We start from the raw sequence: 14108 nt of genomic DNA, 5'->3' as shown, positions 1-14108 counted from the left end.
AACGTGGCTCAACCCGGGAACCCGGACGCCAGGATGGTCGAAGCCCTCCGCGCTTCGCTCAAGGAGACCGACCGGCTGCGGGAGCGCAACCGCGCCCTGACCGCGGTGATCCGGGAGCCGATCGCCATCGTGGGGATGGCCTGCCGCTACCCCGGCGGTGTGGGGACGCCCGACGAGCTGTGGGAGCTGGTCGCCGGGGGCGGGGACGGCATCACCCCCTTCCCCGACGACCGGGGATGGGACCCCTGCCTCTACGACCCCGAACCGGGGACCGAGGGGAGGAGCTACACCGACGAGGGCGGATTCCTGCACGACGCGGGGGAGTTCGACGCCGGTTTCTTCGGCATCGGCCCGCGTGAGGCGTTGTTGATGGATCCTCAGCAGCGGCTGCTGCTGGAGGGTGCGTGGGAGGCGCTGGAGAGTGCGGGGATTGATCCGGGGTCGTTGAAGGGGAGTCGGACCGGTGTGTTCGCCGGGGTGATGTACCACGACTACTTCGGCAGTTTCGGCAGTGGCAGCATTGTGTCGGGGCGGGTGGCGTACACGTTGGGTCTTGAGGGTCCGACGTTGTCGATCGACACGGCGTGCTCGTCGTCGTTGGTGGCGCTGCACCTGGCGGCCCAGTCCCTGCGGAACGGCGAATGCACCCTCGCGCTGGCCGGCGGGGTCACGGTCATGGCCTCGCCGGGCACCTTCGTGGAGTTCAGCCGGCAGGGGGCGCTCTCCCCGGACGGACGGTGCAAGTCGTTCTCGGCCGGGGCGGACGGCACCGGATTCGCCGAGGGCGTCGGGGTCCTGGTGGTGGAACGCCTCTCGGACGCCCGGCGCAACGGGCACGAGGTACTGGCGGTGGTACGCGGCTCCGCCGTGAACCAGGACGGCGCCTCCAACGGCCTCACCGCCCCCAACGGCCCCTCCCAGCAACGCGTCATCCGCCAGGCGCTGGCCGGTGCGCGACTCTCGGCCGGTGACGTGGACGTGGTGGAGGCGCACGGCACGGGGACCACCCTCGGTGACCCGATCGAGGCGCAGGCGCTGCTGGCGACCTACGGTCAGGACCGGCCCGAGGGCAGCCCGCTCTGGCTCGGCTCGATCAAGTCCAATATCGGTCACACGCAGGCCGCCGCCGGGGTGGCCGGTGTGATCAAGATGATCATGGCGATGCGGCACGGGGTGCTGCCGAGGACGCTGTACGCGGACGAGCCGTCCGACCAGGTCGACTGGTCGGCCGGTGAGGTCAGGCTGCTCACCGAGGAGCGGGAGTGGCCGGCGGCCGGGCGCCCCCGCCGGGCCGGGATCTCCTCCTTCGGCATCAGCGGCACCAACGCCCACACCATCATCGAGGAGCCCCCGCGCACCGACCCGGCTCCGGAGCGGGACGGACCGGACCAGGGACAGCCGCCCGCCGACGCGGTCCCGCCCCTCGTCATGTGGCCGCTGTCCGCGAAGACCCGCGCGGCGCTGCCCGCCCAGGCCGACCGGCTGCGTGCCTTCGTCGAGGAGCGCCCCGGGCCGGCCCCCGCCGACCTCGCCGTCTCACTCGGCACCGGAAAGGCCGCCTTCGGTCACCGGGCCGCGGTCATCGGCGCCGGCCGTGAGCAACTCATCGACGCACTCGCAGCGTTGGCCGCCGGGGAGAGCCCGCCCGGCGTGGTCACGGGCCGGGCGCGCCCCGGCGCCCGCACGGCCTTCCTGTTCACCGGACAGGGTGCGCAACGGCTCGGGATGGGCGCCGAACTGCGCGCGCACCACCCCGTGTTCGCGGACACCTTCGACGAAGCGGCGGCGCGGCTCGACATCGGCCTGGCCGATGTCCTCTTCGGCACGGACGCTGACCTCGCCGACCGTACTCTCTACGCGCAGACCGGCTTGTTCGCCTTCGAGGTGGCCCTGTTCCGGCTGCTGGAGTCCTGGGGCGTACGGCCGGACTTCGTCGCCGGGCACTCCATCGGCGAGCTGGCCGCCGCCCATGTCGCCGGGGTGCTCACCCTGGAGGACGCCTGCCGCCTCGTCGCGGCCAGGGGGCGGCTGATGCAGGCCCTGCCGGCCGGCGGCGCCATGGTCGCGGTCCGGGCGGCCGAGGAGGAGGTCCGGCCGCTGCTGACCGAGCGGGTCGGGCTGGCCGCGGTGAACGGACCCCGGGCCGTGGTGCTCTCCGGCGACGAGGAGGAGGTCCTGCGGATCGCGGCGGGCTACGCGCGGACGAAGCGGCTGAAGGTCTCGCACGCGTTCCACTCGCCGCTCATGGAGGACATGCTCGCGGAGTTCCACGAGGTCGCCCGCGGCCTGGACTTCCACGAGCCGCGCATCCCCCTCGTCTCCAATCTGACCGGCGGCCGGGCGGACGGTGACCTGCTGCGCGACCCCGGCTACTGGGTACGGCACGTGCGCGAGCCCGTACGGTTCGCTGCGGGCGTCGCGGCGCTGGCCGAGGCCGGGGTGAACCGCTTCGTGGAGGTGGGCCCCGACGCCGTACTGACCGGGATGGCCGAGGAGTGCGTCGACCGGACGGCCGCCGAGTTCATCCCCCTCGGACGCCGGCGCGGTCCCGAGACCACCGCGCTGCTCTCCGGGATCGCACGGCTGTACGTGGACGGTCTCGCCCCGGACTGGCCCGCGCTGTTCCCGGGAACGCGGCCGGCGCCCGTCCCCGGCTACGCCTTCCAGCGCGAACGGTACTGGCTCGCGGCGGACGTCGCCCTGACCGTGGGACTGCCGTCCCCGGCCGCCGGGCAGGAGCCGCCCCTCGCCGTCGAGCCGCTGCGCGACCGGCTGGCCGCCGCGTCCCGGCACGAGCAGGTGGAGCTGCTGACCGGGCTGGTACGGGCACGGACCGCCGCCGTACTCGGCCATCCGGGACCCGAGCTGGTCGAGCCGGACGTCGGCTTCCTGGAAGCCGGCCTGGACTCGGTGTCGGCGGCCGAACTGCGCACCGCCCTCGCCTCCACCACCGGGCTGCCGCTGTCCGCCGGTGTGGTCTTCGACCACACCACGCCCACCGCGCTGGCGGAACACCTGCACGAGAAGCTCACCGTCGGGGAGACCGGGCCCGCCGCTGACACGGGACCCGAGGACGAGTCCATCAGCGGTCTGCTGCGCCGGGCGGCCGCAGCGGGCCGGATGGCGCAGGGCCTCACACTGCTGAGCGCGGTGGCCGACATCCTGCCCGGCTTCTCGTCGGCGGCCGAACTCGGGCCGCCGGACGAGCCGGTACGCCTCGCCCGGGGCGACGAGGGGCCCCGGCTGATCTGCCTCCCGTCGCCGATGGCACTGGGCGGAGCCCAGCAGTACGCCCGGTTCGCCTCGCACTTCCGGGGCCGCCGCGAGGTCGTCGTACCGCCCGTACCCGGCTTCGGTACGGACGGGACGCTGCCCCTGACCGCCGGCGCCGCGGTCGAGGTGTTCACCGAGGGGGTGCTCGCCGCCGCCGGGGGAGAGCCCTTCGTCCTGCTCGGCTACTCCTCCGGCGGCCAGTTCGCGCACGCGACCGCCGAGACACTGGAGAAGGCGGGCACCCCCGCCGAGGCCGTCGTCCTGCTGGACACCTATCTGCCGGGCGACGAGGGCGACAGCGAACTGTGGCGCCAGATGCTCCAGGGGATGCTGGACCGGGAGTCGTCCTTCGGCCGGTTCAGCGCCGCCCGGCTCGCCGCCATGAGCCGCTACAGCGATCTGATCCAGGACTGCCTGCCGGGCGCGCTGTCCGCCCCGGTCCTCTTCGTCAGACCCACCGAGTCGTTCGCCGCCGGTACGGGGACGGAGAACTGGCGCGCCTCGTGGGACGGCGAACACACACTGCGCGAGGTGCCGGGAAACCACTTCACACTGCTGGAGGAGTCGGCCCTCACGACCGCCGAGTCGGTCGACGGCTGGCTGGCGCGCCTGCGGCGGGCGGAGTGACCGGCCGGAGCTGAAGGCCGGTGGAGGCCGGGGCCTCGGGCCCCGGCCTCCACCGGTCCGTTCCCGGCGGTGTGGTGTGCCCCGGGACGCGCCCGTCCCGGGGCACACCGGTCAGCAGGGGGTGACGGTCACCAGTCCTGCGGCGCTGAAGTGGCGCACCCACGCGTCGATGTCGGCGCGCAACTCGTCGGCCTCGGTGCCCCATTGCGCGGCGAGCGCCCGCGCCGCCGACTCGGGCCGCCAGTCGTGCTGTTGCAGTACGACCCACATCGTCGTCCCGATCGGTCCGCACTCGTGCCTGATCCCGGTACGTGGCGAGTACAGCTCGATGTGGCCGTTGGGCAGCACGACCGCGGACAGCTCACGCTCGGCCTCTATCCGCACGCGCGCCTCCACCGCTGCCCAACCTGCCGGCCTCTGGCGACGTACTGCACCGCGCACATGACTCATGATTCCCTTCGGGGGGGTGTGAGGGCATGCGGACCGGTTGTCCCTGTGCGGTCCGGCCCGCCGTTCGGCCCTGTGTCATACCCGACGCTACCGACCGGTGACGGAACGTGGAACACCGCTGGCAGCCATTCGTACGGTGGTGTTGTCGCCACCACGGGGACGGAGCTTTCTGGGGGGTGGAGAAACTTCTACCCCGCATACACCTACTAGGCCCAATGTGGCGGGCCCGCGCCGCTCCTAGTGTGAGGAATCGGCTCACGCGAGGTGCGTGACATACGTTGTTGAGAGGCCACAGTGCACACACGGGACAGCAGTCGACAAGAGGTGGCGGTACGGCTCCAGGCCGTCAGGAAGATCTACGGCAAGGGCGACAGCGAGGTTGCCGCGCTCAAGGAACTGACCATGAGCTTCGGCACCGGCACCTTCACTGCGGTGATGGGACCGTCCGGCTCCGGCAAGAGCACGTTCCTGCACTGCGCCGCCGGACTCGTCCAGCCCACCTCCGGTTCGGTCCTGGTCGGTGGCACGGACCTCGCGGAGCTGGACGAGGTGCGGCTGACCAAGCTGCGCCGCGACCGGATCGGCTTCATCTTCCAGTCCTTCAACCTGCTGCCGGCGCTGACGGTGATGCAGAACATCCTCCTGCCGCTCCAACTGGCCGGAAAGCGGCCGGACAAGAGCCAGATCCGGATGGTGGTGGACCGGGTGGGGCTCTCGGAGCGCCTCGGTCATCTGCCCGGCCAGCTCTCCGGCGGCCAGCAGCAGCGGGTGGCGATCGCCCGCGCGCTGGTCACCCGGCCCGCCGTGGTCTTCGCCGACGAACCGACCGGCGCGCTGGACACCCGCACCGCCGCGGCGGTGCTCGGCCTGCTGCGGGAGTCCGTGACCTCCATCGGCCAGACCCTCGTCATGGTCACCCATGACCCGGTGGCCGCCTCGTACGCCGACCGCGTGGTGTTCCTCGCCGACGGCCAGTTCGTCGGGGAGCTGTACCGGCCCACCGCCGAGGCCGTCGCCGCGCGCATGACCCGGCTGGGCGCCTGGGACGACGACGCGTTCCAGTCGGCTCCCGCCGTAGCGGAAGGCCGCCGCTGATGTGGATGCTCGCGTTTCGCACACTGAAGTTCCGTAAGACCAGCTTCGTCGCCACCTTCGTCTCGATGTTCCTGGGCGCCGCGATCGTCATGGCCTGCGGCGGACTGATCGAGACCGGCGTCCGGATGGCGGCGCCGCCCCAGCGGCTGGCCGCCGCCCCGATCGTGGTGACCGGTCAGCAGGACCACGACTCCACGGCCCTGACCGAGCGCAACCGGATCGACGCCGGCCTGGTCGAGAAGGTCGCCGCGGTCCCCGGTGTGGAGAAGGCCATCGGCGATGTCTCCTTCCCCGCCTCCGTACTGACCGAGGACCGCCGGGTCGCCGGCGGGTCCGACGCGTCGTACGGACACGGCTGGGACAGCGCCGAGCTGGCCCCGTACCGGCTGACGAGCGGCCAGGCACCCGCCGCCGACGGCGAGGTCGTCCTCGACGCCGGGCTGGCCGCCGCCTCCGGCGCGAAGGCGGGCTCCGACATCGACGTCGTCGTGTCGGGCGCCACCCGGACCTTCGTGGTGACGGGCGTCGCCGCGCCCCGCGACGACACCGTCGAGCGCTCCTCGCTGTTCTTCTCCGGCCCGCAGACCGCGCGGCTGGCCACCGAGAGCGGCAAAATCGACTCCATCGGCGTACTGCCGGCCCCCGGTACCGACCTCGCCGCCCTCACCGACAAGGTGAAGTCGGCCGTCGGCGACGGGGCGACGGTCCTCACCGGCGAACGCCGCGGCCTCGCGGAGCTGCCCGGCACCCTCGCCAGCCAGAAGACGGTCACCATCCTCGGCGCGATCTTCGGCAGCTTCGCCGTGCTGGTCGTCATGTTCGGTGTCGCCTCGACGCTGGCGCTCTCCCTCCAGCAGCGGCAGCGCGAGATGGCACTGCTGCGGGCGATCGGCACCACGCCCGCCCAGATCCGCCGGATGATCGTCGGAGAGACCGCCGTACTGTCACTGCTCGCGACGGCGCTGGCCATCGTGCCCGGCTTCCTCCTCGGCGAGGCGCTGTTCTCCGTGCTCACCAGCAGCGGTGTGGTGTCGGCGGAGATCACCTTCCACGAGGGCCGCGTCCCCATCGCGGCCGGCGCGCTGGTGGCGATCGTCGCGGCGCTGGGCGCCACCCTGTTCGCCGGCCGGCACGCGGCCCGCACCGACCCGGTCGCCGCGCTCGCCGAGAGCGCCGTACAGACCCGCTGGCTCACCCCCGCCCGGCTGATCCTCGCGCTGTTCTTCCTCGTCAACGGGGTCGCCCTGGCCTTCGTCACGGCCACGGTCATGGACGACGGCCCGACGCTCGCGAGCACCGCGGGACCGGCCTGCGTCCTCTTCTCCATCGGCCTCGCGCTGCTCGCCCCCGGCATCACCAAGGCGATCGTCACCGCGATCCGCTGGCCGGTGCGCCTGGTGTCGGGGATGTCCGGCTACCTGGCGGTCCGCAACGCCACCACCAGCAATGTGCGGATGGCGGGCGCGGTCGCGCCGATCGTGCTGCTCGTCGCCATCGCCACCGGCACCCTCTACATGCAGTCGACGGAGGACGAGGTCTCGGCGAGCAGCTACGCGCAGAACGTCCTGGCCGACTACGTGCTCAACTCGTCCACCGGCGGCTTCGCGGCCGGCGCCGCGGACCGGGCCCGGGCGGTGCCCGGAGTGGCCGGCGCCTCCGAACTCGTCACCTCCAACGGCTTCGTGGACAAGAACGGCGGCTCCGAGACCGAGCTGTACGGAGTGTCCGGCGCCGACGCGGCGAAGGTCCTCGCCCTCGACACCGTCGCCGGCTCGCTCGGGGACCTGGAGGGCGACACCGTCGCCCTGTCGCAGAAGAAGGCCACCGAGTACGGCGTCGGCGTCGGCGACACCCTGCCCGTCCACTTCGGTGACGGGGCCGGGGCCACCCCGAAGGTCGTCGCCCTCTACGCCGACAACCCGCAGCAGGAGTATCTGCTGCTGCCCTCCCGCACGCTCGCCCCGCACACCACCGACGGCATGCCGCGCCAGATCCTGATCCGGGCCGAGGCGGGCGGCGCCGACCGGCTCGGCCCCGAACTCGGCACACTGGCCGCCTCGTGGCCGGGCACCCGGGTCGCCGACCGGTCCACACTGACCAGCGAGAACAACCAGATCCAGCAGATTCTCGTCTCGGCGAACTACACCATCGTCGCCATGATCGTCGGATACGCGGCGATCACCGTCGTCAACACCCTGGTCGCGGTGACCCGCAAGCGGCAGGGCGAGTTCGGGCTCCAGCGGCTGACCGGCGCCACCCGGGCCCAGGTGATCGGCATGCTGAGCGTCGAGGGCGCACTCGTCGCCGTCATCGCCACGGTGCTCGGCACCCTCGCCGCCGCCACGACCATCGTCCCGTACAGCCTGGTCAAGACCGGCTCCCCGATGCCGCTCGGCTCCATCGGGATCTATCTGGGGATCGTCGGGGGCTCGCTCCTGCTGATCTTCGGCGCGACCCTGGTGCCCTCCTGGCGCGGGATGCGCACCCCGCCGATCGAGACGCTGACGAAGGCCGCGTGACCGCCACCGTCTCCACCGGCTGTCCTCAGTGCCGTGCCGCCTCCGGGAAGAGCAACTATGCTGACCGGAGGCGTGCCTGTACCCACGACGCATGGGGGAGCATGAGCGAGCGGCGGTGGGCCGGGCCACTGGCGGTGGTGCGTGTCCGCGCGCGCACGGCCGGAGCCGACACCCTGATGGGCATCGCCGTCGCGGCCGGCGCGCTCGCCTCGGTCTGTCTCTTCCTGGTGACCACTTATTTCGTGGGCCTGTTCGTCATCGGTATCGGCGCCGCGGCGCTGCCGGTGGTCACCGGAGCGGTCCGCCGGCTGTGCGACGCCAACCGGCGCGTCGCCGGACGCTACGGGGTGCCGGTCGGCGATCCGTACCGGCCGGAGCCCGAGTTCGAGAAGGACATCGTCGGATGGATGCGCCGCTGCAAGTGGATCCTCACCGACCCGGCGAGCTGGCGCGATCTGCTGTGGCTGCTGCTCAACAGTGTGGTCGGGCTGATCGGCTTCGTTCCCGCGGCGGCGCTCTACTACGCGCTGGAGGGGCTGGCGCTGGCCGGCGGAGTGTGGCGGCCGGTGCTCCGGGCCGGTGGCGAGGGACGCTGGTACTGCCTGGTCCCGGTGGACGACTGGCCCAGCGCCCTGGCGGCCGGGGTGCTCGCCCTCGGGGTCCTCGCCCTGTGGATGTGGGCCGGCCGCTGGCCCCTCGTCGCCCACGCCCACTTCACCCGCTTCCTGCTGGGACCGACCGAGCGGGCCGTCCTCGCCTCCCGGGTCAGGCATCTGGCCGAGACCCGGTCCGGCGCGCTGGACACCCAGGCCGCCGAACTGCGCCGGATCGAACGGGATCTGCACGACGGGGCCCAGGCCCGACTGGTCGGCCTCGGGATGACCCTCGGCGCCGTCGACCGGCACCTCGACGCCAACCCGGAGGAGGCGCGCCGACTGCTCCGGGACGCGCGCACCTCCTCCGTACTGGCCCTGCGTGAACTGCGGGACCTGGTAAGGGGGATCCATCCGCCGGTCCTCGCCGAACGGGGCCTCGCCGACGCGCTGCGCGCCCTGGGACTCGCGAGCCCGCTGCCGGTGGAGACCGCCGTCGACCTCCCCGGCGAACTGCCGCAGCCCGTCGAGTCCGCCGTCTACTTCTCCGTGTCGGAACTGCTGACCAACGCGTTGAAACACGCGGGCGCCGAACACGTCACGATGCGGACCTGGTACGAGGACGGCGCGCTGCACGCCCGGGTCACCGACGACGGGCGGGGCGGCGCCGTCGCGGGGCGGGGCAGCGGTCTCGACGGCATCCGCCGGAGGCTGGCCACATTCGACGGAACCCTGCACATCAGCAGTCCCCCCGGCGGCCCGTCCGTCATGAACATGGAGATACCGTGCGTGTTGTCCTCGCCGAAGACCTCTTCCTTCTGAGGCAGGGTCTCATCCAACTGCTGGAGGCATACGGGTTCGAGGTGGTGGCCGCCGTCGACAACGGCGAGGACCTGTCGGCCGCGCTCGTCGCCCACCGGCCCGACATCGCCATCGTGGACGTCCGGCTGCCGCCCACCTTCACCACCGAGGGGCTGAAGGCCGCCCTGCGGGCCCGCCGCGAGCTGCCGGGGCTGCCGATCCTCGTGCTCTCCCAGCACGTCGAGCAGATGTACGCGCGTGAACTGCTGGCGGACGGCACGGGCGGAATCGGCTATCTCCTCAAGGACAGTGTGTTCGACAGCGACGAGTTCGTCGGCGCCATCCGCAGGGTCGCGGCAGGCGGTACGGCCATGGACCCGGCGGTCGTGGCCCAGCTGATGGTCAGTCACTCCCGCGACGAGCCACTGGGCACCCTGACCGCACGCGAGCGGGGCGTGCTGGAACTCATGGCGGAGGGGTGCTCCAACACCGCCATCGCCGGACGGCTCCACATCAGCGAGGGCGCCGCCGCCAAACACATCTCCAGCATCTTCTCCAAACTGCTGCTGCCGCAGGACAGCGACAGCAACCGCCGGGTCCTCGCGGTTCTCGCCTACCTCAACGCGTGAGCGGACGTTCCGGGGCGCCCCCTCACACCGACGCGGCCCGCCCCGGTCCGCCCCGGAGCGAGGCGAAGGCCAGTACGGCGAGCATCTGGGCCGCGGCTCCGGTCAGCAGGGCGCCCGGCAGCGACCGTTCGGCCAGGGGGCCGGCGAGGGCCGCGCCGAGGGCGAATCCGGTCATCTTCAGACTCGCCCCGATGGTGAAGACCCGGCCGCGCAGCCGCTCGGGAGCCTCCCGGTGACGCACCGCGAACACCGCGGTGAGCTGGGGCCCTTCGGCGACACCGGCGATCACCACCGCGACGGCCAGCAGCAGAGGCCGGCCGGCCGCCGCGAGCAGCAGGGCCGACGCCAGGGCCGGCGCCGCGCACCACACCACGGTGTCGGGGCGCGGCTGCCGGGGCAGGCGGGCCAGAACGGCGTTGGCCGCGAGCGCGGCGGCGGCGACGACGGAGAGCAGCAGCGCGCCCCGGTCGGCCGCCCCGAAGTCCCGCGCGGCGAGCGGCGGGCAGCAGGCGACCAGCACCCCGGCGCCCACGCTGGAGAGCACCGAGGTGGCCGTCGTACGGGCCAGCGGCCGGTTGCGCACGATCGCCCCGAACCCGGCGGTCAGCGCGGAGCCCAGGGATTCAGCGGGTCGGCCGGGCGCCCCCGCGCGTTCGCCGCTCCCCGGCCTGGCGGGCGCCGGGGGCAGCGCCAGCGCCGAGGGCACTGCGAGGCAGATCAGCGCGGCGGCGACCACCACGCCCGCCCGGGCCCCGAACACCCCGGCGGCCACCCCGGCCAGCGCCGGGCCCACCAGACTGGCGACGTTGAACGTCATCGCGTCGAACGCCGTGGCACGCGGCAGTGCGGCGCGTCCCACCAGCCGGGGCAGCTGCGCCGTCCAGCCGCCGGACAGGGCGGGGCCCAGCAGCCCCGCCGCCACGGCGAGCAGCACCGGAACCACCACCGGCACCCGCCCGAGGCCCGCCACCACGACGACGAGCACCGACGCGTACCCGGCGAGCGCCCCGGCCAGCAGCCGGCCCGGCGCGGCCACCCTGTCCAGCAGGACGCCCAGGACCGGCCCGCCGACCGCCGCCGACACCGTCAGGGCCGCGAGGAGCGACGAGGCGGTGGCCGCCGAACCGGTGACCGCCAGCCCCGCCAGCAGCAGCGCGGGCCCCGACATCTCGTCCCCCGTACGGGCGACCGCGGCCCCCGCGAGGTACAACCCGGTCCCGTCACGCCCGCCCATGCGCGGTACGTTACGCGAGTAACGCAAACCTTCGCCACATGCGTTACATTGGCCGAGTGCCGACCCCGAACGACGACTGGTCCACCCGCCACTCCGTCCAGGCCATGGCCCGGCGGACCGTCGCCCTCGTCAATGTCCTGTCCGGCGACCGGCCCGGCCCCCGCCCCGACGCCGTCGCACAGGTGCTGCGCGCCCACGGCGAGAGCGTCCCGCTGCCGCTCTCCGAGGAGGACATCGCACAACTCCGGTCCGCCGCACTGCTGTTGCGGGAGGTCTTCGCCGCCCCCGACGCCGAAGGCGCCGCCCGCGCGCTCAACAGCCTGCTGCCGCGCCACGCCGGCGCCCTGCGCCTCACGTCCCACCACGGCACCGCACCCTGGCATCCCCATCTCGACAGCGACGACGAAGCGCCCTGGGGCGAGTGGTTCCTCGCCTCGTCCTGCCTGGCGCTGACGGTGCTCCTGTGGGACCGGCAGCGCCCGCCCGGCGGCCTCTGCGCCTCACCGAGCTGCTCCGACGTCCACCTCGTCCAGAGCGGCGGCCCACCGCGCCGCTACTGCTCACGCCGGTGTGCGACGCGCGAACGCGTGGCGGCCCACCGCCGGGCCGGAGCCTGAGAGCCCGCGGGCCCGACCCTGCGGGCTCCTGACAGCTGTTGGTATCTGTCGGAAATATTCGGAACTTGTTCGCCGTTCCCAACGACGTTTTCCGTGTGTAGCGTTCACCGGGACCGGACGCGGCCCGCGCGGAGCCGCCCCGGTCCTTCCCAGGTCTCGGCCATGTTCCAGGAGAGTTCGTTGAAACCACCGCCCTACCTCGCCGCCGCCGACCGCTACGCCGACATGCGGTTCGCGCGCAGCGGTCACAGCGGGGTCAAGCTGCCCCAGGTCTCCCTGGGGCTGTGGCACAACTTCGGTGACACCACCCCGCTGGAGAAGCAGCGCGCCGTGCTGCGCCGCGCGTTCGACCGGGGCGTCACACACTTCGACCTCGCCAACAACTACGGTCCGCCCTACGGCAGCGCCGAGGCCAATTTCGGCACGCTCTACACCCAGGACTTCCGGCCCTACCGTGACGAGCTGTTCCTCTCGTCCAAGGCGGGCTACGACATGTGGCCGGGCCCGTACGGCGAGTTCGGCTCGCGCAAGCACGTGCTGGCCAGCCTGGACCAGTCGCTGGCCCGGATGCGCGTCGACCACGTCGACCTCTTCTACTCCCACCGCTACGACCCCGACACCCCGCTCGAAGAGACCATGGGGGCGCTCGCCTCGGCCGTCCGGCAGGGCAAGGCGCTCTACGTCGGGCTCTCCAACTACCCGACCGAGCAGATGCGCCAGGCCGCCGGGATCCTCAAGGACCTCGGCACCCCGCTGCTGATCAACCAGCACGCGTACAACATCCTCGGCCGCGAGATCGAGGACAGCGGGCTGATCGCCGCCTCCGACACGGTGGGCGCCGGGGTCATCGCGTACTCGCCCCTCGCTCAGGGGCAGCTGACCGGGCGTTACCTCAACGGGGTGCCCGCGGACTCCCGGATGGCCGTCGGTCACTTCCTGAAGCGGGACGCGCTCAGCGAGTCCAAGGTCGCCCTGCTGCACGCGCTCGACAAGCTCGCCGGGGAGCGCGGCCAGACGCTCGCCCAGCTCGCGCTGACCTGGGTGCTGCGGGACGCGCGCGTCACCTCCGTCCTGATCGGCGCCAGCAGTGTCGAACAGCTCGACCAGAACCTGGTGGTGCTGGAGGCGAGCGCCCTCGGCGACACCGAACTCGCCGCGATCGACGCGCTCCTCGCCGAGCACGGCTTCGCGGGCGCGTGAACCGGCACCCGTAGTCCCGCCCGCGCGTCCCCCACCCGTCGCCGGGGGACGCGCGGGCGGTGCGGTGCCGCGACCGGCCCCCCGGCAGGCACCGCACCCCGCTCACGCCCGCCCTCGCGCCGTCACCGGTCGAGTTCCGCGCGGAACCCGGTGAGCAGGTCTTTCGTCCGGGTGGCCGGCTCCGCGTGGGTCACCATCATGTCCATCGCCCGCATGTGCGCGGTGACCTCGCGGTCCTCGTCGAGATAGAGCGCGCCGGTCAGGTACTCGATGTAGACCATGTCGCGCACCTCCGGGATCCCGAAGCGGAACAGGACGAACGGGCTGTACGTGCCTGCGTGCGGCCCCGTGGCGAACGAGGCGATCTGGAGGGTCACCCTCGGCAGCTCGATCACCTCCAGCAACCGGTCGAGCTGCGCCCGCATCACGGCCCTCGAACCGACCGCCCTGCGCAGCACCGTCTCGTCCAGGACGGCCCAGAAGGCCGGCCCGTCGCGGCGGTCGAGCAGCGCCTGACGCTCCAGCCGCAGCGCGACATGGCGGTCGACCCGGCCGCGGTCGACCGTACGGCCCACCGATCCGGTGGTCAGCACGGCATGCGCGTACGCCTCGGTCTGGAGCAGCCCCGGCACGAAGTGGGGCTCATAGGCGCGCATGGTCCTGGCGGCCTCTTCGAGGCTGACGTAACCGCTGAACCAGTCGGGCAGTATGTCGTGGTACCGCTGCCACCAGCCCGGTTCGTTCGCCTCCTCGGCCAGCCGCAGGAAGACCTCGGTCTCCGGCGCGGTCAGCCCGTAGGCGGGCAGGAGGAGCCGTACGTACGGGATCTTGAGCGCGACCTCCGCCGTCTCCATCCGCCGGACGGTGGCGACGGCGACACGCAGCAGCCCGCCCGCCTGCTCCCGGCTGAGCCCGGCCTCCTCGCGCAGGGCCCGCAGCCGTCTGCCGAGAACGAGCTGCCCGATCGTCGGGGCGGACCGGGGCTCGCTCACACCCCACCCCCGTGTGCCGGCTCCATGCCCGGGGAGTTTGCCACACCGCGCGGGCCGGAGGCAGGGGAGCGGAACAAC

10 protein-coding genes are annotated in these 14108 nt (G+C 72.9%); 7 read left to right on the top strand and 3 right to left on the bottom strand.

What is annotated here, in order from left to right:
- The first annotated feature begins 3 nt into the window (after window positions 1-3).
- A complete protein-coding gene (locus ACFY6S_RS04545) occupies window positions 4-3900 on the top strand; it encodes a type I polyketide synthase (protein WP_388822722.1) in 3897 nt (1298 codons plus the stop codon).
- A gap of 111 nt (window positions 3901-4011) precedes the next feature.
- Here the strand turns inward: ACFY6S_RS04545 and ACFY6S_RS04540 are convergent, their stop codons facing one another.
- Complete coding sequence (locus ACFY6S_RS04540) at window positions 4012-4284, bottom strand: PqqD family protein (RefSeq protein ID WP_388822720.1); 273 nt, start codon at window positions 4282-4284, stop codon at window positions 4012-4014.
- Between the two features lie 360 nt (window positions 4285-4644).
- On the opposite strand from ACFY6S_RS04540, the gene ACFY6S_RS04535 reads away from it, so the two are divergent.
- The 4 genes from ACFY6S_RS04535 (at window position 4645) to ACFY6S_RS04520 (ending at window position 9987) form a co-directional block, all read left to right on the top strand.
- Window positions 4645-5445: an ABC transporter ATP-binding protein gene (locus tag ACFY6S_RS04535; protein WP_388822718.1), complete on the top strand. Its 801-nt coding sequence runs from the start codon at window positions 4645-4647 to the stop codon at window positions 5443-5445.
- A 5-nt stretch (window positions 5446-5450) separates the two neighbouring features.
- Complete coding sequence (locus ACFY6S_RS04530; protein WP_388822716.1) at window positions 5451-7964, top strand: FtsX-like permease family protein; 2514 nt, start codon at window positions 5451-5453, stop codon at window positions 7962-7964.
- Between the two features lie 101 nt (window positions 7965-8065).
- Entirely contained in the window at window positions 8066-9379 is a 1314-nt protein-coding gene (locus ACFY6S_RS04525) for a sensor histidine kinase (protein ID WP_388822714.1), read from the top strand.
- Window positions 9343-9987 carry a response regulator gene (locus tag ACFY6S_RS04520; RefSeq protein ID WP_388822712.1) on the top strand — a complete coding sequence of 215 codons (645 nt, stop codon included), beginning with the start codon at window positions 9343-9345 and terminating at the stop codon, window positions 9985-9987. The genes ACFY6S_RS04525 and ACFY6S_RS04520 overlap by 37 nt, the downstream gene beginning before the upstream one ends.
- A 22-nt stretch (window positions 9988-10009) precedes the next feature.
- Here the strand turns inward: ACFY6S_RS04520 and ACFY6S_RS04515 are convergent, their stop codons facing one another.
- A complete protein-coding gene (locus ACFY6S_RS04515) occupies window positions 10010-11221 on the bottom strand; it encodes an MFS transporter (RefSeq protein ID WP_388822710.1) in 1212 nt (403 codons plus the stop codon).
- Window positions 11222-11259: 38 nt separating this feature from the next.
- Here ACFY6S_RS04515 and ACFY6S_RS04510 point away from each other — a divergent pair, with 38 nt between their 5' ends.
- Both ACFY6S_RS04510 and ACFY6S_RS04505 read left to right on the top strand, forming a co-directional pair.
- Entirely contained in the window at window positions 11260-11838 is a 579-nt protein-coding gene (locus tag ACFY6S_RS04510) for a CGNR zinc finger domain-containing protein (protein WP_388822708.1), read from the top strand.
- A 225-nt stretch (window positions 11839-12063) separates the two neighbouring features.
- Entirely contained in the window at window positions 12064-13038 is a 975-nt protein-coding gene (locus ACFY6S_RS04505) for an aldo/keto reductase (protein ID WP_388822944.1), read from the top strand.
- Between the two features lie 122 nt (window positions 13039-13160).
- Here the strand turns inward: ACFY6S_RS04505 and ACFY6S_RS04500 are convergent, their stop codons facing one another.
- A complete protein-coding gene (locus tag ACFY6S_RS04500; RefSeq protein ID WP_388822706.1) occupies window positions 13161-14030 on the bottom strand; it encodes a helix-turn-helix domain-containing protein in 870 nt (289 codons plus the stop codon).
- Window positions 14031-14108: the final 78 nt, after the last annotated feature.

It is taken from the genome of Streptomyces sp. NPDC012835, assembly GCF_042900885.1.
Classification (GTDB): domain Bacteria; phylum Actinomycetota; class Actinomycetes; order Streptomycetales; family Streptomycetaceae; genus Streptomyces.
This window is presented reverse-complemented; position numbering and strand designations above follow the sequence as displayed.